Annotated in this window: 17 protein-coding genes; 9 read left to right on the forward strand and 8 right to left on the reverse strand. The window is 70.0% G+C overall.

Annotated features, from left to right (window positions below):
• Positions 1 to 16 precede the first annotated feature (16 nt).
• Genes FSY98_RS13885 through FSY98_RS13895 form a run of 3 tightly spaced genes read left to right on the forward strand, consistent with a single transcriptional unit; the run spans position 17 to position 3,059 of the window.
• On the forward strand, positions 17 to 976 hold the full coding sequence (locus FSY98_RS13885) for a biotin/lipoyl-binding protein (RefSeq protein WP_260857411.1): 960 nt from the start codon (positions 17 to 19) through the stop codon (positions 974 to 976).
• Complete coding sequence (locus tag FSY98_RS13890) at positions 973 to 1,848, forward strand: ABC transporter ATP-binding protein (RefSeq protein ID WP_144877749.1); 876 nt, start codon at positions 973 to 975, stop codon at positions 1,846 to 1,848. The genes FSY98_RS13885 and FSY98_RS13890 overlap by 4 nt, the downstream gene beginning before the upstream one ends.
• The gene (locus tag FSY98_RS13895) at positions 1,845 to 3,059 is read left to right on the forward strand and encodes an ABC transporter permease (RefSeq protein ID WP_144877235.1); all 1,215 of its coding nucleotides are present in this window, start codon (positions 1,845 to 1,847) and stop codon (positions 3,057 to 3,059) included. Before FSY98_RS13890 ends, FSY98_RS13895 begins: the two co-directional genes overlap by 4 nt.
• 31 nt (positions 3,060 to 3,090) lie before the next feature.
• On the opposite strand, the gene FSY98_RS13900 is transcribed toward FSY98_RS13895, so the two are convergent.
• On the reverse strand, positions 3,091 to 3,900 hold the full coding sequence (locus FSY98_RS13900) for an RDD family protein (RefSeq protein WP_144877236.1): 810 nt from the start codon (positions 3,898 to 3,900) through the stop codon (positions 3,091 to 3,093).
• 16 nt (positions 3,901 to 3,916) lie between these two features.
• Between FSY98_RS13900 and FSY98_RS13905 the strand changes: the two genes are divergently transcribed.
• Positions 3,917 to 4,909, forward strand: coding sequence for a stage II sporulation protein M (locus tag FSY98_RS13905; RefSeq protein ID WP_144877750.1), 993 nt, complete (start codon positions 3,917 to 3,919; stop codon positions 4,907 to 4,909).
• An 87-nt stretch (positions 4,910 to 4,996) separates the two neighbouring features.
• Here the strand turns inward: FSY98_RS13905 and FSY98_RS13910 are convergent, their stop codons facing one another.
• The 5 genes from FSY98_RS13910 to FSY98_RS13930 form a co-directional block, all read right to left on the reverse strand.
• Positions 4,997 to 6,304: a DUF58 domain-containing protein gene (locus tag FSY98_RS13910; RefSeq protein WP_144877237.1), complete on the reverse strand. Its 1,308-nt coding sequence runs from the start codon at positions 6,302 to 6,304 to the stop codon at positions 4,997 to 4,999.
• On the reverse strand, positions 6,305 to 7,228 hold the full coding sequence (locus FSY98_RS13915) for a MoxR family ATPase (RefSeq protein ID WP_144877751.1): 924 nt from the start codon (positions 7,226 to 7,228) through the stop codon (positions 6,305 to 6,307).
• A 91-nt stretch (positions 7,229 to 7,319) separates the two neighbouring features.
• The gene (locus tag FSY98_RS13920) at positions 7,320 to 8,510 is read right to left on the reverse strand and encodes a DUF4350 domain-containing protein (RefSeq protein ID WP_144877238.1); all 1,191 of its coding nucleotides are present in this window, start codon (positions 8,508 to 8,510) and stop codon (positions 7,320 to 7,322) included.
• The gene (locus tag FSY98_RS13925) at positions 8,507 to 9,145 is read right to left on the reverse strand and encodes a DUF4129 domain-containing protein (RefSeq protein ID WP_144877239.1); all 639 of its coding nucleotides are present in this window, start codon (positions 9,143 to 9,145) and stop codon (positions 8,507 to 8,509) included. Before FSY98_RS13925 ends, FSY98_RS13920 begins: the two co-directional genes overlap by 4 nt.
• Complete coding sequence (locus tag FSY98_RS13930; RefSeq protein ID WP_186307696.1) at positions 9,142 to 10,515, reverse strand: hypothetical protein; 1,374 nt, start codon at positions 10,513 to 10,515, stop codon at positions 9,142 to 9,144. The genes FSY98_RS13925 and FSY98_RS13930 overlap by 4 nt, the downstream gene beginning before the upstream one ends.
• Before the next feature lie 95 nt (positions 10,516 to 10,610).
• Between FSY98_RS13930 and mtrA the strand changes: the two genes are divergently transcribed.
• From mtrA to hpf, 5 genes are all read left to right on the forward strand, one after another.
• The gene (mtrA, locus tag FSY98_RS13935) at positions 10,611 to 11,291 is read left to right on the forward strand and encodes an MtrAB system response regulator MtrA (RefSeq protein ID WP_144877240.1); all 681 of its coding nucleotides are present in this window, start codon (positions 10,611 to 10,613) and stop codon (positions 11,289 to 11,291) included.
• 5 nt (positions 11,292 to 11,296) lie between these two features.
• The gene (mtrB, locus tag FSY98_RS13940; protein WP_144877241.1) at positions 11,297 to 12,970 is read left to right on the forward strand and encodes an MtrAB system histidine kinase MtrB; all 1,674 of its coding nucleotides are present in this window, start codon (positions 11,297 to 11,299) and stop codon (positions 12,968 to 12,970) included.
• Positions 12,967 to 14,685: an LpqB family beta-propeller domain-containing protein gene (locus FSY98_RS13945; protein ID WP_144877242.1), complete on the forward strand. Its 1,719-nt coding sequence runs from the start codon at positions 12,967 to 12,969 to the stop codon at positions 14,683 to 14,685. Before mtrB ends, FSY98_RS13945 begins: the two co-directional genes overlap by 4 nt.
• Before the next feature lie 120 nt (positions 14,686 to 14,805).
• Positions 14,806 to 15,495 (forward strand): ComF family protein, encoded by a 690-nt coding sequence (locus tag FSY98_RS13950; protein WP_144877243.1) that lies wholly within the window; start codon positions 14,806 to 14,808, stop codon positions 15,493 to 15,495.
• A 94-nt stretch (positions 15,496 to 15,589) separates the two neighbouring features.
• Positions 15,590 to 16,246 (forward strand): ribosome hibernation-promoting factor, HPF/YfiA family, encoded by a 657-nt coding sequence (gene hpf / locus FSY98_RS13955; protein ID WP_144877244.1) that lies wholly within the window; start codon positions 15,590 to 15,592, stop codon positions 16,244 to 16,246.
• 67 nt (positions 16,247 to 16,313) lie between these two features.
• On the opposite strand, the gene FSY98_RS13960 is transcribed toward hpf, so the two are convergent.
• Together FSY98_RS13960 and FSY98_RS13965 are read right to left on the reverse strand one after the other, a co-directional pair.
• The gene (locus tag FSY98_RS13960) at positions 16,314 to 17,648 is read right to left on the reverse strand and encodes a hypothetical protein (protein ID WP_144877245.1); all 1,335 of its coding nucleotides are present in this window, start codon (positions 17,646 to 17,648) and stop codon (positions 16,314 to 16,316) included.
• A gap of 62 nt (positions 17,649 to 17,710) precedes the next feature.
• A complete protein-coding gene (locus tag FSY98_RS13965) occupies positions 17,711 to 18,313 on the reverse strand; it encodes a PadR family transcriptional regulator (RefSeq protein WP_144877246.1) in 603 nt (200 codons plus the stop codon).
• Between the last annotated feature and the right edge of the window lie 79 nt (positions 18,314 to 18,392).

An 18,392-nucleotide genomic window follows, 5' to 3' on the forward strand; every position in this document is an offset into this window, starting at 1 on the left:
GATACGCTGACCGCGGATGCGCCAGGTGGGCGCGGCCGGAAAGGCAGCCGTGATCGTCTGGCGACGCTGGATCTTCCCCCTCCTGCTCGTGATCGTGTTCGGGGCGTGCGCCGCGGCGCTGGTCAAGATCGCGTTCTTCCCCGATCGCTCCGACGCGGTGGCGGCGCCCGAGGCGTCGATCGTCGAGCCGGTGACGACAGTCGAGCGCGGATCGGTCGTCAACGCCCTCTCCCTCGACGGGAACATCGCGAGGGACGAGGAATACCCTGTCCGCAGTGAGATCACTGGCACGGTGCTGGCGGTCCACGTCGCAGACGGTGCGGCCGTCGCAGCGGGCCAGAAGCTGTTCACGATCCGGCAGGACGAACCGAAGAAGGACATCGACGTCCTGGCACCCGAGGCGGGCGACGTGTCGCAGATCGCGCTCGTCAAGGGCCAGGCGACCTCCGTCGGCACCGAGACGTACACGATGACCCCGGCGCGCTACCATCTCCTCGCCACTGTCGAACCGGTGCAGCTCTACCGCCTCGTCGACGCCCCCACCGAGGCGTCGGTGGCGATCACCGGCGGCCCGGCTCCGTTCGCGTGCACGGGGGTGCGGGTGCAGGTCAGCACAGACGGAACCGCGAGCGTGAGATGCGCGATACCCGCGGACCAGGTCGTCTTCGCCGGGCTCCCGGCGACGATGGACCTCGCCGTCGGACAGGTCGACGACGCACTCGTCATCCCCGTCACGGCGGTGCAGGGCGGTGCGGGCACCGGAAACGTCTGGGTGGATGCCGGCGACGGCGGCGACCCGGAGGAACGGGCCGTCGAGCTGGGCATCAGCGATGGCACGATGGTGCAGGTCCTCTCAGGACTCGACGAGGGCGACAGCATCCGGCAGTTCGTGCCGGGCTTCGTCGCTCCGGTCGAGGAGTACTGCTACGAGGTGGCGCCGGGCCAGGAGCAGTGCGACAGCGGGATGAGCTGGTGACGCTCGTCGCCCTCGAGGACGTCACGAAGGGCGTCCGCCTCGCCGATGACTCGGAGCTCGAGATCCTCAAGGGGATCACGCTGTCGGTCGGCGCAGGAGATCATGTGTCGATCGTCGGGCGTTCTGGTTCGGGCAAGTCGACCCTGCTGAACATCCTGGGCATGCTCGACGCGCCGACGAGCGGCACGGTGGCCTTCGAGGGGAACGAAGTGCGGCGGATGCGTTCCGGGCGACTCGACCGACTGCGCGGGGACAACGTCGGGTTCGTGTTCCAGCAGTTCAACCTGCTGCCGGGGCGTACGGCGCTCGACAACGTCATGATGCCGCTGGGGCACGCCAAGGGACGACTGTTCTGGTCTCGACGCCAGATCGCCGCCGACATGCTCGAACGCGTCGGCCTCGGGCACCGCGTCTCGCAGGTCGCCGACCGGCTCTCCGGCGGCGAGCAGCAGCGCGTCGCGATCGCACGGGCGCTCGTGCGACGACCCGTCCTCATCCTGGCCGACGAGCCGACCGGCGCCCTCGACATCGACACGGGGGCGTCGGTGATGGCGCTTCTCGACGAGGTCGCCACGGAGACGGATGCCGCCCTCGTCACCATCACGCACGACCTCCACGTCGCGGCGCGCGCCCGACGTCACTATCGACTGGATGCCGGGCGTCTCGCGCCGGCCGACCTGACTCGTGCCTTCGAGGCGTCGACGCTGGCGGCACCCGTGCCCGCCGGTGACGAGCAGATCCCCACTGACGACGGACACGTCCCTGCCCACGACGAGCACGTCCCGACCGACGACGGGTACGTCCCCACCGACTCCGCGTCCTCCCCGTCCGGGGCCCTCCGGACGCGCCGCACCATCGGGGCGGAGCTGTGACGGGCATCCTCGGCGCGCTCGCCGACGCCTGGGCGGAGATCCGTGTGCACAAGCTGCGGGTGCTGTTGAGCCTCATCGGCATCGCCGTGTCCGTCGCCGCGCTGACCGGCGTGGTGGCGATCTCCGAGTACCAGCGTCAGTATCAAGCGGAGCAGTCCGATCGATGGGGCGGGCGAGCGGCGACCCTCGTGGTCGGAATGAGCACCGACGACGGAGCAGCCGTCGACATCGACGAGTTCGACGAGCGCTTCGACCGCGCGACCGAACGGTTCGAGTTCAGCCACACCGCCCGGATCGCGCAGGGGCTGACGGTGCCGGTGGCGCTGCCGGACGGCATCGTCGACGTCAACGCGCGACTGCTCGACCCCGCGTACGGGGAGATCCACCGCGAGCAGCTCCTCGAAGGTCGCCAGCTGCAGGATGCCGACGCTGAGGCGCTCGCGCCGCCGGTCGTGGTCACGGAGGCCCTGTGGGACCGTCTCGGCCGGGTGCCGCTGACGCAGCATCCGACCCTCGCTCTCGCCGGTCCAGCCCATGGGACCTATCAGGTCGTCGGAGTCGTGCCCCGTCAGAGCTTCGGCGACGAGGAGCTCCGCGTCGACCTCCTCTTCGACGCGTACCGTTCCCGTGTCGACGCGCTTCCCGCCGGGGCCTGGCCGCAGTACGAGATCTGGGTCGGTCAGGACCGCGTCGACGAGATCGCCCCGGTGCTCGCGATGGACCTCCGCGCCGGTCTTCCCGAGGGGCAGACCGTCTCGGTCAGCCGCTCGGACTGGGCGGCGCAGCCCGGTGCGATGGACGTGCAGGCGACGTTCGAGATGGTGACCGGCGGCATCGCCGCAGTCATCCTCGCGCTCGGCGCGTTGAGTCTGATCAACATTCAGCTCGTCGCGATGCGGCAGCGAGTGCGTGAGATCGGCGTCCGGCGGGCGTTCGGCGCGAGCTCGGGAAGGGTCTTCGTCTCGGTGTTCCTGGAGAGCCTCGTCGCGACCACCGTCGCCGGTGTCATCGGCATCGCGATCGTCGTGGCCGTCCTGCGCTCGGAATGGGTCGTGTCGTCGATGTTCTACGGAATCCAGGACATCCCGCCGTTCCCCATGCGCGCAGCGTTCGTCGGCCTCGCGGCGTCGATCATCGTCGGGGCGATCGCGGGTTTCATCCCCGCCCTCGTCGCACTCCGGGTGAAGGTGATCGACGCGATCCGCTTCTGACTGGGCCGCCGCTCAGCGGAGCGTCGAGACGTCAGACGCCGACGCGACGACCGGTGAGCCGCTCAGCCCTCCGGTCGGCGATCTCGAGCGCCCGCCGTTCGCGCTCGCGGCGCAGCACGGTGACAGCGACGAGGACCTCCTCCGGCGACACCGGGGGGATCGGCGAGATGAACGGCGAGGCCTCCCGGAGCAGGTCGCCGGCCACCCTGGTGCGTGCGGCGGGGACCATGCGCGGAGCGCTCTGCAGGAACTGCGAGATGCGACGGGCGAGCCGGTCGGGCAAACGGGCGACGTCGGCGATCTGCGCCCAGCCCGCGAGCGACGGAGGGAGAACGGGAACCGAGGGCACCAGTTTCGGGGTGCGCACGCGCTGGCTGTACGTGCCGGCGACCATGTCGCCGAGTCGCTGCGAGCGGGCGCTGAAGGCACCGGCCAGCACGGCGACGCTGCCGAGAGTGAGATAGATCTCGAGCACGCCCAGCAGCGCGCGGATGAACGCGTGCCGGAAGCCGGGAGCACCGCCGTCGATGCGCACGATCCGCCCGCCGACAGCGAGCTTGCCGAGGCTGCGCCCCTTGAGCGCCATCTCCATCGTGATCGGCAGCACGACGAAACTGACGACGAGGGCGCTCACGGTGGCGATGCGGTCGGTGGCCTCGTCGAGGACTCCCGCGTTCCACAACCAGATGCGCAGGAAGACCCACAGCAGGAAGACGCCGAGGCTGACCAGCATGTCGATGATCGCGCCGGCGGCTCGCAGGACGAAGCCGATCGGCTGCACGTCGATCGCGACGGCTTCGCCGGAGAGCACCTCGTCTGAGGTATCGAGCGGCGCGGACATGAGTACAGTAAATCAGGTGGATGCCGATGCGCTGACAGATGCACGCCGCGCCGAATGGGAGCGGCTGGATCGGTTGAGCCGTGAGCGTCTCGACGGCGCGGGCGTCGACGAGCTGATCGTCCGCTACCGCGCGGCGTCCGCCGATCTCGCCGAACTGAAGACGACGGTCGGGGAGTCGCCGCAGGGGTCGTACCTGTCGACGATCCTGGTGCGGGCGCGGCTGCGCCTGACCGGGGCCTCCGACAGCATCCTCACCCAGGTCTCGCGCTTTTTCGCCCTGCAGCTCCCCGCCGCGCTCTATCGTCTGCGCTGGACCACGCTCGTGATCGCCGTTTCGTTCATCGCCATCGTGGTGGGCACGGCCGCGTGGATCTCATCGGATCCCGCTCTCATCGCCACCCTCGGGCCGCCGGACATGCTCGCCCAGTACGCCGACGAGAGCTTCACCGGGTACTACACCGAGAATCCGGCCGCGGTGTTCATGGGCATGGTCTGGACGAACAACGCGTGGATCGCGCTGCAGTGCGTGCTGTTCGGCATCACCGGCATCTGGCCCGTGAACGTCCTCGTGCAGAACGCGATGGGTCTGGGCATCTCCGGGGCGGTGATGGCCGCGCACGGTCGGGCCGACGTGATGATCCTGTACATCCTGCCGCATGGCCTGCTCGAGATGACGTGCATCTTCGTGGCCGCCGCCGGCGGTCTGCATCTGTTCTGGTCCTGGGTCGCACCGGGCGCCCGTTCGCGGGGCGAGTCGCTCGCCGCCGAGGGCCGTTCTCTGGCGACCGTGGCCATCGGCCTCGTTTTCGCGCTCTTCCTCGCCGGTCTCGTCGAGGGCTTCGTCACCGGCTGGGCCCTGCCGTGGCCCGTGAAGATCGGGATCGGTGTGGCCGCGCTCGCCGTCTTCCTCATCTACATGCTGGTCGTCGGTCGGCGTGCGGTACTGCGTGGTGAGACGGGCGACCTGGTCGAGTACGAGGCAGGGACTCCGCGGCTCGTCGCCGGGTGACCGAGGGGCTCCGTCGACCAGCGGCGGTCGGAGTCGTCCAGTGGTTCGACGGTCGGAGCATTCCGACGGTCGGAGTCGTTCCGCCGGTCAGAGTCGTCCCGCCGCCTTGAGTTCGAGATAACGGTCGGCGATGCGCGGCGGCAGCGACTCGGGATCGGAGGCGATCGCCTCACCGCCCGCCCGTCGGATGGCGTCGGCGACGTTCTCCGCCTCGCGCATCGTCTTCTCCGCTGCGGCGGCCACGTAGATCTCCTCTCGGCTCCCGCGCTGTCTGGCGAGATCGGCGATACCGTCGTCGGTCACCGAGCCGACGAGGATGGAGGTGGCCCTCGTGGCATCGGGGAAGGCGCCGAGGAACCCCCGCGCGGACTCCGCGGCGTCCTGCGCCGTCAGCACCACGAGGAGAGAGGGGCGCGTCGTGAGCGTCCGCACCGCGGCGAACACACTCGGCCAGTCGGTGTCGACGAGACGCGCGTGCACCGGCGCCATCGCGTCGGTGAGCGCGGGGAGCAGGGCCGCGCCCTCGACGCCAGAGACCCTGGCCCTGACCACTCGGTCGTACATCAGCAGGTGCACGTGATCACCTGCACGGGCGGCGAGGGCGGCGAGCAGCAGCGCAGCCTCCAGGGAGGCGTCGACTCGCGTGCCGTCCCCGACACGGGCAGCGGCGGTGCGACCCGTATCGATGATGATGACCACGTGCCGATCCCGCTCGGGTCGCCAGGTACGCAGCATGGTCGAGCCGGCGCGCGCCGTCGCACGCCAGTCGATCGACCGCACGTCATCTCCGCGCACGTATTCGCGGAGGGAGTCGAACTCCGTCCCCTGCCCGCGCACCTGGATGCTGGTGTTGCCGTCGAGTTCGCGAAGTCGCGCCAGCCGTGACGGGAGGTGTTTCCGCGAGGAGAAGGCCGGGAGCACGCGGATCGCGCCGCGGACGTCGTGTCGGGCCTGTCGACCGGCGAGTCCCAGCGGGCCGCGGGAGCGCACCATGACGAACTCGCTCACCAGTTCGCCGCGCCTGCGCGGGAGCAGCGGTATCTCCACCCGCCGCCGCTCGCCCGGTGGGATCTCGAGCCGCTGCCTGCCGGCGTCGGCGCCCGCCGTGGGCTGCCAGGCATCGCGGATCAGCGCGTGGAGAGTCCGGGTGCCCGTGTTCTGCAGCGCCACGCTCACCGGCACCAGCTCGCCGATGCGCGTGCGGTTCGGCACTCGGCGGGTCACCGTGACTGCACGCGGGCTCGGTGCCAGCACGGTGTCGAGCGCCGCGAGCACCACGCACAGCCCGATCCAGATGCCGAGCGCGGCATATGCGGGATAGCCGGCCAGGCCGACGAGGACGACGGGGACGACGCCGACGCCGACCGCCAGAGCGAGACGACCGGTGACGAACACCTAGATCGGAACCCTGGTCTGCTGCACGACGGATGTCAGCACCGCGTCGGCGGACACGCCCTCCATCTGCGCATCAGGACGCAGCTGCAGACGGTGGCGCCACACGGGAACGAGCATGGTCTGGATGTGGTCGGGCGTCACCGCGGTCGAGGCGTTGAGCCAGGCCCAGGCCTTCGCGGCCGCCAGGAGACCGGTCGACGCGCGGGGGCTCGCCCCCAGCTCGACCGACGGCGACTGCCGGGTCGCTCTGGCGAGGTCGACGACATAGCCCAGCACGTCGTCCGTGACCTCGACGCGTGCAGCCGCCTCCTGCGCCGCACGGATCACGTCGGCATCCACCACGGCGTCGACCCCGGTCAGTTCGCGGGGGGAGAACCCCGAGGCGTGCTTGCGCAGTACCGAGACCTCGGCATCGCGCTCCGGCATGCCGACGACCAGCTTCATGAGGAACCGGTCGAGCTGCGCCTCGGGCAACGAGTACGTGCCTTCGTGCTCGATCGGGTTCTGGGTGGCGGCGACGAGGAAGGGGTCGGGCAGCGGCCTGCTCGTCCCGTCGGCCGAGACCTGACGCTCCTCCATCGCTTCGAGCAGGGCAGCCTGGGTCTTCGGCGGTGTCCGGTTGATCTCGTCTGCGAGCAGGATGTTCGTGAAGACGGGTCCGGCTCGGAAGTCGAACTCCCCGCTGCGGGCGTCGTACACGAGCGAGCCGGTGACGTCGCCCGGCATGAGGTCGGGAGTGAACTGCACGCGCTTGGTGTCGAGTCCGACCGCGCGGGCGAACGACCGCACGACGAGGGTCTTGGCGACGCCCGGCACGCCTTCCAGCAGAACGTGTCCTCGGGCGAGGAGGGCGACGAGCAGCCCGGTCACCGTTCCGGCCTGGCCGACGACGGCCTTGTCGACCTCGGTGCGCACGCGGTGCATCGCCTGGCGCAGATCTGCGTCGGTGGGGGTGTCGGTGGTCACGCTTTGTCCTCGTCTTCCGGTCGGATTCGGTGCGGGCGGGCAGTGTCGTTCATTTCGGTCTCCGGGTCTCGTGCACGGCGACCTCGATGGCGCTCTCGAGCTCGCTCAGACGTCTGGCCAGCTCGATGAGTCCCTCGTCGTCGCCAGGAAGCGGTCCGGCGAGCAGGGTCTGCAGCGAACCACGGGGGATCCGCAGACGGTCGGATGCCGCGTCAGCCACCTCGTCGGCGCTCGCCCGCGCGGCGAGCCCGAGCCGACGTGCGAGCCGGCGACGGCTGCCGTCGCGGATCGCCTCGGCCGCGTGCGCCGCGTCGCCGGCCTTCGCCGTCAGCCGCGCACGGCCGAGCATCGTCTCCGATGCGCGCACCGTCACGGGGAGGGTCTCGGCGACCAGGGGCCCGAAGCGCTGCCCGCGCCAGAGGGCCGCAGCGAGCGCGGCGAGCATGAGCAGGAGGATCGCCGGCGTCACCCATCCGGGAGTGAGTGATCCGAGAGTGTCGGGCGCCGCGCCCTCGATGTCGGTGTCGCCGAAGCTCGGCACGTACCAGACGACCTCGTCGCTCTGACCGAGCAGCGCGAGTCCGAGCGCGGCGTTGCCGTTCTCCGCGAGGTAGCGGTTGCTGAACAGGCGGGACCCCTCGACCGCGATGCGGGTCTGACCGTCGACATCACCCACGAGGACGGCCGCAGCCGCGTCGGTGCCGAAACAGCCCCGCACGCCGGATGCCGGATCGAAGAGCCGATCCGGTCTGATGGCGCCCACATGGGCGAACTCGGCGACGTCGCAGTCGGCCGTGACCTCGGTCGAGTCCGCGGTCGCATTTGCACCGAGATCGAGTGACGCGACCAGATGCGTGCTGGTGGAGAGGAAGACGACCCGATCGGCCGGTTCGATCAGTTCGGCGATCCCCTCGTCGGTGAGGGTGTAGGGGTTGGTCGTGGCCAGCGTCGAGCCTGCATCCAGGGCGGCGCGCACCTCCGAACGGGAGCGCACGACCGTGACCTCCACTCCTCGATCGCGGAGCAGCTCCGCCAGGGCGCGTGTGCCGGAATCGCCGACGCCCTCGGGGTCGAGCCCGCCGCGGTCGCCCGGCATCTGCACGGCGACCTGCGTCGCGACGAAGACGCCGAGCAGGACGAGCACGGCGACGATGCCCCACCCGCCCACGGCCTTCAGGCGCCGTCGCGGATTCGTCGACGCAGCGGTCGACGTCGGCTGCTGCTCCGCCGAGACCGTCATACGGTGGCCAGCTCGGGTCGGAGGGCGATGAGGCGGTCATCCGTCGCGGCGAGCTCCGCATAGCTGTCTGAGGTCGCAGGTCGGCGGAGATAGCGGACGTCGTCGAACGACGTAGCCGCCCGGCGTACGGCGTCGGCGTCGGCGGGGAAAACCCGCGACACCTCGCGAGCGATCGCTTGCGCCGTCGCCCCGGGGGAGGGGTCGATCAGGTCGCGTTCGAGGAGGCCGCGTGCCAGGGCCCGGAATCGGAGGACGATCGCCTCGTCCCAGTCCTCGGACCGGGCAGCGCGCTCGGCGTCCGCCCGGAGCTGCGCCGCGGTGCGGTCGTCGTCGGCGCCGAGCAGGCCCGCGATCGGTCGCCGCACGGCGCGTCCGCGTCGCGGCCGCCCCCAGATGATGAGCGCGGCGACCAGTGCGGCGAACACGATGACGCACACCACGATCAGCGCGGTGGGGCCGACGTTCTCTCCGTTGTCGGAGCTGAAGAGGTCGGCGAGGAAACGGCCGATGTCGCGGGCGATCATGTCGAACCACGTGGGCTTGGCATCGGCGTAGCGGGGGTCGGAGAGTTCCTCCTCCGCCCACCGTCGCGCGTCGTCGCCGTCGGGTGCGAAGACATCGAGGAGGTGGATCATGCGGACTGGCCCGGACCGGATCCGGGGGCGGTCCAAGTGGTGGCTGCGGTGTCGGACGGGGCAGCTGCGGGCGGCGCGGCGGGCGGCGGCGTCGTGGGGGCTGCAGCGGGTGGCGCCGGATAGCCCGGCCCCGCGTACGGGGGCGGGGGCTGCGGTGCGTACTGCTGCGGTGCGTACTGCTGCGGTGCCTGCATCGCCGAGGGGTCAGCAGGGTAGGCGGGGTACTGCGGCGGGGGATAGCCCGCGCCCTGGTACTGCGCGTTCATCGCCCACTCGGGTACCTGCTTCGGAGGAGGAGCGCTCGTCACCGCTCGGTCGCGATCGACGGCGAACGGATCACCGAGCTGCTCCGCGCTCCAGCCGAGGTCACGGCGCTCGACGTGGCTGATCAGGGCCTGGTCGAGCCCCTCGTACCGCATACGGCAGTCGAGATAGACGAGAGTGCCCGCCGTGCTCTGCACGACCAGGGTGACCGCCTGGAGTACGAGGAGCAGGATCTGCGGGGCGAGCAGCGCGAACACGAAGCCCATGACCGCCGACGGGTCGGTCGAGCCGGTGGGCGCGATGACGGTGCCGAGCATCGAGCTCACCAACGCCACGGGGATGTTCACCACCTGCATCGCGAGCCCCATGATCGCGCCGATCAGGAAGGTGACGCCCCAGGCGACCCAGAAGCGCCCGCGCGTCAGGCGCCACGAACGCACCAGCGCGTCGCGGAACGTCGCGCGCTCGAGCACGAGGATCGACGGCACGAGCAGCAGCTTCGTCGTGAGCCACACGACGAGCGGGATGGTGGCGAGCACGAGCACGATCAGCAGGACCACGAGGCCGCCGATCGCCTCCATCGAGCCGCCGAGCCCGCCCGCGATGAAGGCGGCGATGATGAGGAAGGCGATCACGATGATCCCGAAGACGAACGCCACGGACAGCGAGGCGAACGCGGCGAGGCGCCAGAACGCCGGCAGCATCTTCTTCCACAGGGTGCCGAGCGTCGCCTTCACCCCGACGGCGGCGTTCCCGATCTCGGCGGCCACCACCCCCTGCATGAGGGCGGTGAAGGCGATCGAGGCCAGCCCGACGGCGATGCCGGCGAGGATGTTCATGCCGACCGTGCCGGCGAGCACCGCTTCGAAATCGGGTGACGAGGGCGAGAGCGATTCGAGACGCGCGAAGGTGGTCGCGAAGACGAAGGCCATCACCGACGCGCTCAGCACGACGACGATGAGCTGGATGACGACGCCGAAGCCGAACAGCACCTTCGGGTTGTGCCGCAGCGCTGAGAACGATCGTCCGAGCAGCATCCCGAAACTGAGCGGATGCAGCGGGATGATGCCCCTTCTGGGGGCGGGGGTCCACGTCTGGCCGGTCACCGGCACTCCCTCCGTCGTGCGCTCCCATCGTGTCATAACACACCTCGCCCGCGCAGACGCGGAGTCGTGGGACTGAGTGCCATAAGGTAACAGTTATGACCTCACGCATTCTTGTGGTCGACGACGACACCGCGCTCGCCGAGATGATCGGCATCGTGCTGCGCACGGAGGGCTTCGAGCCGGTGTTCTGCGCCGACGGCGCCAAGGCCGTCGAGGAATGGCGTTCCCAGCGGCCGGATCTGGTCCTGCTCGACCTGATGCTGCCCGGCATGGACGGGATCGAGATCTGCACCCGCATCCGCAGCGAGTCCGGCGTGCCCATCATCATGCTGACCGCTCGGAGCGACACCTCCGACGTGGTCCGCGGACTCGAGGTGGGAGCGGACGACTACATCGTCAAGCCCTTCAACCCGAAGGAACTCGTCGCCCGCATCCGCACGCGACTGCGTCCGGCGCCCACGACCGTCGGCGAGCAGCTGCGTGTCGGCGACCTCACCGTCGACGTCGACGCGCACGAGGTCCGCCGGGGCACCGAGCCCATCGCGCTGACGCCTCTCGAGTTCCAGCTGCTGGTCGCCCTCGCATCGAAGCCGCAGCAGGTGTTCTCGCGGGAGATGCTCCTCGAACAGGTCTGGGGGTACCACTACAAGGCGGACACCCGCCTGGTGAACGTCCACGTGCAGCGGCTGCGCGCGAAGGTCGAGATCGACCCGGACAACCCGAAGATCGTCATGACGGTGCGCGGCGTCGGCTATCGCGCCGGGAGCGCGGGCTAGGGCCGATGGCCGCGACGACAGCGACCACCACCGCGGTCGCCGTCCTCCGCGACTGGCGAGGGTGGCCCGACGTGCTCGGTGCCCTGTGGCGCAGGTCCCTCCGCTTCCGCACGCTCGCGATCACTCTGCTGCTCACCTCGACGGCCATCCTCATCACCTGTGTGACGATGGCCCTCGTCATCCAGAGCGATCTCTTCGAGTCGCGGAAGAACGAGGCGCTCGAAGACGCACGGCGTTCGATCGATCAGGCGCAGACCACGCTCGACTCGTTCGCGCTCGGCGACGATCCCGCCGCGCTGCAGGAGCTGTGGAACAGCGTCCAGAAAGACCTCGGGAGGAACTCCACAGCGGAGGGATTGGCCGGGTTTCGCATCAGGGACGAGGTCGCCGGGCCGCTCAACGGCTTCACCGCGGGGCTCAGCGACAACATCATCAGCTCTGCCCTGCACACCCGCGTGGCGGAGTTCGACGATCGCCAGGCCTGGCAGTCGGTGGCTCTGGACATCGGCGGACGTGCGGTTCCCGGTGTGATCGTCGGACAGCAGCTGCAGGTCCCGGAGGCGGGTCCGTTCGAGATCTATTTCGCGTACGACTTCGGTGATGCGAACGGCACCCTCACCTTCGTGCAGCGCACGCTGTGGATCGCGGGCATCGGTCTCGTGGCGATCGTCGCCGTGATCTCCTCCATCGTCCTGCGTCTCGTCTCGACGCCGATCGTCGAAGCGGCGGAGACGAGCGCCCGATTGGCGTCCGGCGACCTGGGTGTACGGATCGACGTGCACGGCGAGGATGAGATCGCAACCCTCGGCCGGTCGTTCAACGCGATGGCCGACAGCATCGAGTCGCAGATCAAGGAGCTCGGCGAGCTCTCGCTCGTGCAACAGCGATTCGTGTCGGACGTCTCTCATGAACTGCGCACCCCCCTGACCACGATCCGGCTCGCCGCTGACATGCTCAACGATCAGCGCGCCGAGTTCGACCCGACGACGGCACGGACGACGGAGCTGCTGCACACGCAGGTGCAGCGTTTCGAGACCCTGCTGTCGGATCTGCTCGAGATCAGTCGATACGACGCGGGCTCCGTGCAGTTGGAGCTGGAGGCCACGAGCCTCGCCCATCTCGCGGAGGACATCATCGAGCAGATGCAGCCGCTGGCCGACGGGCGGGGCAGCGACCTCCGACTGGTGGCGCCGGGCGGATACTCGCCGGTGGACATGGATCCCCGCCGCGTGCGCCGCGTTCTGCGCAACCTGATCGGAAACGCCATCGAGCACGGAGAGGGGCGATCGATCGTCGTCACGGTCGACAGCAATCAGCATGCGGTGGCCGTGGGTGTGCGCGACTTCGGCCTCGGCATGGATCCGGCGGACGCAGAGCGCGTCTTCGATCGGTTCTGGCGTGCGGATCCGTCCCGCCAACGCACGATCGGCGGCACGGGCCTCGGGCTCTCGATCGCGCTCGGCGACGCGACCCTGCACGGCGGAACGCTCGCGGTGTGGTCGGAGCTCGGCGTCGGTACCAACTTCGTCCTCACCATCCCACGAGGCACCTCGCTGGACGGCCCATCACCCGTGTCCGTCGAGCCGCAGGATCCTCTTCCGGGCATCGGTGATGCGACGCAGCCGATCCAGCTCGCGGATCTGCCCGCCGAGCTCTTCGACCGAGGGAGTCTCGAATGAACGCGCATCCGCGACGCGCACTCCTCGCGCTGCTGCTCGCCGTGAGCGCAGTGGCGCTCACGGCGTGCACCGGCCTCCCCACCACGGGCGACGTGCAGCCGGGACTCGCTCTGGGTGCCTCGCCGGAAGACCCGGACTTCCTCCCTCTCGCGTCTGGACCTGTCGAAGGGGCGGGCCCCGCCGAGATCGTCGAAGGATTCGTGGAGGCCGCCATCACCCCGGCCGACAACTGGGAGACGGCACGCAGCTTCATGACGCCCGAGATGGCGGCCGACTGGCGACCGACCACTGGTGTCTCGATCGACGTCAGCGCGGAGACGCGGTCGTTCTCCTCGACCGTCGAGGACGACGCCGAGGTCGACGACGGAGACACCGCCGACGTCCGGGTGACGTTCGACCAGATGGCGAGCGTCGACGGCACCGGAGCCTACTCCGAGGCGTTCGGGGCCTCGACCTCATCGTTCGTGGTGACGCGGACCGACGGTCAGTGGCGCATCTCCGGTGCGCCGGACGGCGTGGTACTCGATGAGTCGCGCTTCTCCCGTGTCTACGACGACTACGCCCTGCAGTTCTACGACCAGACGTGGGAGCGGCTCGTTCCCGACGTGCGCTGGTTCCCGCGGCGAGCCACGATCGCGACGACGATCGCGCAGACGCTGATCGGCGGCGCACCGAGCCCGTGGCTCGACCCTGCGGTGCAGAATGCTTTCCCCGCCGGGGTCCAGCTCGCACGCGATGCCGTGCCGATCGACCCGGACCAGGTGGCGGATGTCGCGCTCAACAGAGCGGCGGCGGGCTTGGACCAGGTCACGCTCGCCCGCATGCGCACTCAGCTGCAGGAGACGTTCCTCGCGGCGGGGGTGCAGGTGAGCCAGGTCCGGTTCAGCATCGACGGCCGGACCCTCGACGCCGGCGTCGTCAAGCTCGTCCAGGACCCGCCTGATGGGGGCAGTCTCGTCCTCAAGGACGGCGCATTCGGCAATCTGGTCGGTGGCGAGGTGACCCCCATCGCCGGCGTATCGGACGAGATCCTCGCCCTGACGCAGCCGATCGTCTCCGTCGATGTCGCCGTCGACGGTTCCCATGCTGCTCTGCAGCTCGGCGACGGACACGTCTACGTGGTCGGGAACGGGAACCTGGACGAGCTCGACCAGCGCGAGCAGCTCGTACGCCCCACTATGGATCCGTTCGACTTCACCTGGTCCGTGCCTTCGAACGCACCGTCCGCCCTGCAGGCCATCAGCGTGGAGGTCGCGTCCACCTCGATCGCGGATGCCTGGCCAGGCGCGTCCGAGGTCTCGGCCATCCGCGTGTCGGCGGACGGCGCGCGCATCGCGGCGGTCATCACCGTCGGAGGCGAGCGCTGGGTCGTCGTCTCCGCGATCATCAGGGACGAGACCGGCACGCCGACCGCGCTCGGGCCGACGGAGGAGATCACGGAACTGCGTGGCACGGCATCCGGCCTGGTCTGGCTCGGCCCAGACCGGCTCGCGCTGCTCGGTGACACCGACGACCGGATCGTGCTGACGCAGATCGTCGGCGGGACGGGGACCGTCGAGTCGGCACCGGCCGGTGCGGCGACGATCGCAGGGTCACGATCCGCCACGGGAGTGCGGATCCTCAGTGCCGACGGCTCGGTCTTCGCCCGCAGCGGGTCCGCGTGGAGCGAGGCGACGGAGGGCGTGCAGCTGCTCGCGACGCGCGCGGGACACTGACCCCGCTGGCGGGCGGCGTCCTCTCCTGCACGGATCCAGCGGCAGCAGAGCTCTCCCCGCGGTGCGGCGCAGGACCGACACGAGCGCTCGCCGCAGCGGGACGACCGACATGATCGTCGGATGCCAGGTCCTGCGACGTCGATGCCCACCCTGCGGTCGCTCGGGCTGGAGACGCTCGCATTCCTCCTCGCCGCCACCTGCGCGGGGTGCGGCACACCGGAGACCCTGCTCTGCGATCCGTGTCGCCGAGAACTGCGGCCCTCGCCCGTCGAAGTGCGTACTCCACGCGGTCGGACGGTGCGCGCGGCTCTCACCTACCAGGGCGTGGCCTCTCGCTGCATCCGACGGCTGAAAGACGAGGGAGAGACTCTTCTCGCCCGCCCGCTGGGTGCCGCGCTGGCCGCGGCCGTGGCCGAGAGCCAGCGCGGAACGGATGCCGCGGCGGTCCCCGTGCCGACCTCGCGATCGGCCTTCCGCCGTCGTGGGTACCGCGTCCCGGATCTCCTCATCCGCAGAGCGGGACTGCGGCCGCTGCGGGCGCTCTCCGCTGCGAGCACGCGGCGGGATCAACGCGGCCTGGGAGTCGACGGCCGAGCACGCAACGTCAGGGGCAGCCTGCGCGCACGTCTCCGGGGCGAAGGGGCGCCCGTCATCCTCATCGACGACGTCGTGACCACCGGCGCGACCATCGACGAGGCAGCTCGCGTGCTCGAGCGGGCGGGGTTCGACGTGGTGGCGGCGGTCGCTCTCGCCGCGACCCCGCTGCACAGCGGATTCCCAACCGACTCATCGGCGACACGGCGGAAGTGACCCGTGACATCGGTGCGCGACCGGACTACGGTGGGTGGTCACAAGGCGACCACGGTCCGCCCTTGGCCGGGTGGACCGGGACAAGGAGGCAGCAATGGAAACGAGCATCGTCGGCGTCGGAGTGGGTATCACCGATCGCTTCCGAACCGTTGTCGAGGAGAAGATCGCCAAGATCGAGACGTTCGCAGCGCGGGCGCAACGACTGGACGTGAAGGTCACCCATCGCGTGTACCGCAATGGGCGCGTCCCTGATGAGACCGTCGAGCTGACACTGATCGGCAAGGGTCCCGTCGTGCGCGCCGAGGCCACGGACGGCGACAAGTTCGTCGCGTTCGACCTCGCGGTCGACAAGATGGCCGAGCAGCTGCGACGCGCCAAGGAGAAGCGCGTCGACGGGCGTCAGCATCCTCGCGGAGCCCACTTCGAGAAGGAGAGCGGCGCGCTCGAGGGCATCGACGTCCAGCCGGCGTCGGCCGAGGTGCTCCACGCCGTCGCGACGGGAAGCATCCCCGTGCAGAACGACGAAGAAGAGGTCTACTCGCCCGTCGTCATCCGCACCAAGAGCTTCGACCCTGAGTGGATGACCGTCGAGGAGGCCGTCGACCGCATGGAGCTCGTCGGGCACGACTTCTTCCTCTTCGTCGATGCGCGCACCGATCACCCGAGCGTCGTCTACCGGCGCAAGGGCTGGGACTACGGTGTCATCGCACTCGAGACGTCGGCGCCGCCGGCCGAGGCGCTCGCGTCATAGAACCGCCTGCACGACGACGGCCCGCTCCGGAAGGAGCGGGCCGTCGTCTGCGTGGGGGAGAGCTCGGTCAGTCGAACATGCCGTCGAGCAGGCTGCCGATGACCAGACCGCCGAGGATGCCGGACGCGATGTCCCCGCCCCCGCCGCCACGGCGACCGCCGCCCCAGCCGCCGCCACCGCCCCATCCGTTGCCGCCCCACTGGTCCTGAGGGCGCGAGGAGTCGATATCCCGCTGCGCGAGCTGCAGCGCCTCGGATGCGAGGTGCGCGACGCGACGGGCGCTGGCGAGAGCCTGCTCCCTGGTCTCCTCCGCGGGCATGAGGTCGGAGAGATCGACGCGCAGACGCTCCGCCTCGGCGAGCCGCGTGCGGGCATCCGCGCCGATCCAGCCGCGATGACCGGCGATCAGGCCGCGAGCGACGCCGAGCTGCCGATCGGCGTCATCGACGGCGTGCTGCACCTGCTGGATGCTCGGGAGAGGGTGCTCGACGCGGTGACGTGCGGTGGCGATGGCGTCGTCGAGCGCGGTGTTCGCCGCACGCAGCTGCGAGAGCTCCGCGAACGGATCGCCGGGGGAGCCAGCGGGGGAGAGGGCGCTGAGGGCGTTCTGCAGGTCGCTCACCGCGGTGGCGACGGCCGGTACCTGCGGCGCCGTACGGGCGGCGATGAGGTCGGATCGGGAGTCGGCGACGACCTCGGCGAGAGTCGACTCAGCACGGAGCGCTTCGATCTCGAAGTCCTCCACGGCATCGAGGAGCGCGGAGGCCCGGCGGGTCGCCTCCGTCGCGGTCTCGAGCGCGAGGTTGGCTTCCTCGTTCTGCTTCGCCTCACGGCGTCGTTCGGAGACGTCCGCACCGTGCGTCGCGAAGGCGATCAACTGTTCCGCCTCGGCGGCGCTCGCGGTGATGTGGTGCATGGCGGAGTCCGAGTAGCGGCTCGACAGACGCGCGACCGTCGCATTCGTCTGCGGGATGCGTTCGCTCAGCGCGGCGGCGTCCGCGCGCACCTGAGCGATGACCTCGGGAGCCCGTCGGACCTTCGCGACCGATTCCGCGAGATCCGACGTCTTCTCGTCGAGCAGATCCTGGGCCCAGTCGCACAGCTGGACGATGCGCGCGTTGCGGGTGCGGAGCTCTTCGGCGGTGTCGGGGATCTCGTCGTGGTTGAGCTGGTGGAGTTGGAACGCCTCGCGCAGGTGTGTGCGCACGGCGGCGAGGGCTGCGCGGAGGTCTCCGGTGAGGGAGTCGCCCAACTCGGCTTCGGCGAACACCAGCTCGTCGGACGTCGTGCGGATGCGCTCGTCGGCCGCGACGAGAGCCTGCTCGGCGCGACGTGCCAGATCGGCATCCTGTGCGGCGAGTTCTTCCTGTTCGCGCTTGCGTCTGCCCCAAATACCAGCCATGACACGATCCTAGTTTCCCGGGTGATGACGGTGGCTGTGCATCCGCTTGAGGCGAACGGGCATCACACGAGCGCGGCACTCCCGGCTCGTGCGGGGCGGCCGCGCTTGGGCCGGTCGACGTCGAGGGCCAGTGCCAGCCCGTGATCGGGATGCTCGCCGAGGCGGGTGCGCGCGTGTTCGAGCCACTGCGACTCCGCCTCGGCGGAGAAGATCAGCGAGTCGAGAACGAGCGAGTGCGCGAGACCCTCAGGCCCTGCCTCATCCCTCGACGCGCGCATCATGCGCAGTTCGGCCAGGCGGCCCTCGGCGGCGGCGCGCTCCTCGTCGATGACAGCGGCGGCGTCCGCCCCCGGCAGGGTCGCGGCGAGAGCGATCTTGATGGCGACCTCGTCTCGCGGGGCGAGGGTGCGCTCCACCGCGCGGGAGAGCCACAGATCGACCTCGGCGAGACCTGGCGAGGTGATCTCCCAGTAGACGTGCCCCTGCGCGTCGGCGCCGTCGCGGCGCACCAGCCCGTCACGCTCCAGACGCTCGAGGGTGTTGTAGATCTGCCCCACGTTGAGCGGCCAGACCGACCCGGTGCGCCTGACGAACTCGTGGCGCAGCTGATAGCCGTAACACGGACCCTGCGCGAGGATCGCGAGCAGGCTCTGACGCACTGACATGGGACCTCCTGGGCTCGCGACCAATATACATACCGGGAAACGCGTCCCCCGCGCGCCATGCAGGCGACGTGCAGGTCAC

The organism is Microbacterium sp. 1.5R, assembly GCF_007667425.1.
Lineage (GTDB): Bacteria > Actinomycetota > Actinomycetes > Actinomycetales > Microbacteriaceae > Microbacterium.

Excerpts from the sequence above, each read along its gene's own strand:
- FSY98_RS13885 (WP_260857411.1), top strand. The coding sequence starts at position 17 with ATGCGCCAGGTGGGCGCGGCCGGAAAGGCAGCCGTGATCGTCTGGCGA.
- FSY98_RS13900 (WP_144877236.1), bottom strand. The coding sequence starts at position 3,900 with ATGTCCGCGCCGCTCGATACCTCAGACGAGGTGCTCTCCGGCGAAGCC.
- FSY98_RS13915 (WP_144877751.1), bottom strand. The coding sequence starts at position 7,228 with ATGCACCGCGTGCGCACCGAGGTCGACAAGGCCGTCGTCGGCCAGGCC.
- FSY98_RS13920 (WP_144877238.1), bottom strand. The coding sequence starts at position 8,510 with ATGACGGTCTCGGCGGAGCAGCAGCCGACGTCGACCGCTGCGTCGACG.
- FSY98_RS13925 (WP_144877239.1), bottom strand. The coding sequence starts at position 9,145 with ATGATCCACCTCCTCGATGTCTTCGCACCCGACGGCGACGACGCGCGA.
- mtrA (WP_144877240.1), top strand. The coding sequence starts at position 10,611 with ATGACCTCACGCATTCTTGTGGTCGACGACGACACCGCGCTCGCCGAG.
- mtrB (WP_144877241.1), top strand. The coding sequence starts at position 11,297 with ATGGCCGCGACGACAGCGACCACCACCGCGGTCGCCGTCCTCCGCGAC.
- FSY98_RS13945 (WP_144877242.1), top strand. The coding sequence starts at position 12,967 with ATGAACGCGCATCCGCGACGCGCACTCCTCGCGCTGCTGCTCGCCGTG.
- FSY98_RS13950 (WP_144877243.1), top strand. The coding sequence starts at position 14,806 with ATGCCAGGTCCTGCGACGTCGATGCCCACCCTGCGGTCGCTCGGGCTG.
- hpf (WP_144877244.1), top strand. The coding sequence starts at position 15,590 with ATGGAAACGAGCATCGTCGGCGTCGGAGTGGGTATCACCGATCGCTTC.
- FSY98_RS13960 (WP_144877245.1), bottom strand. The coding sequence starts at position 17,648 with ATGGCTGGTATTTGGGGCAGACGCAAGCGCGAACAGGAAGAACTCGCC.
- FSY98_RS13965 (WP_144877246.1), bottom strand. The coding sequence starts at position 18,313 with ATGTCAGTGCGTCAGAGCCTGCTCGCGATCCTCGCGCAGGGTCCGTGT.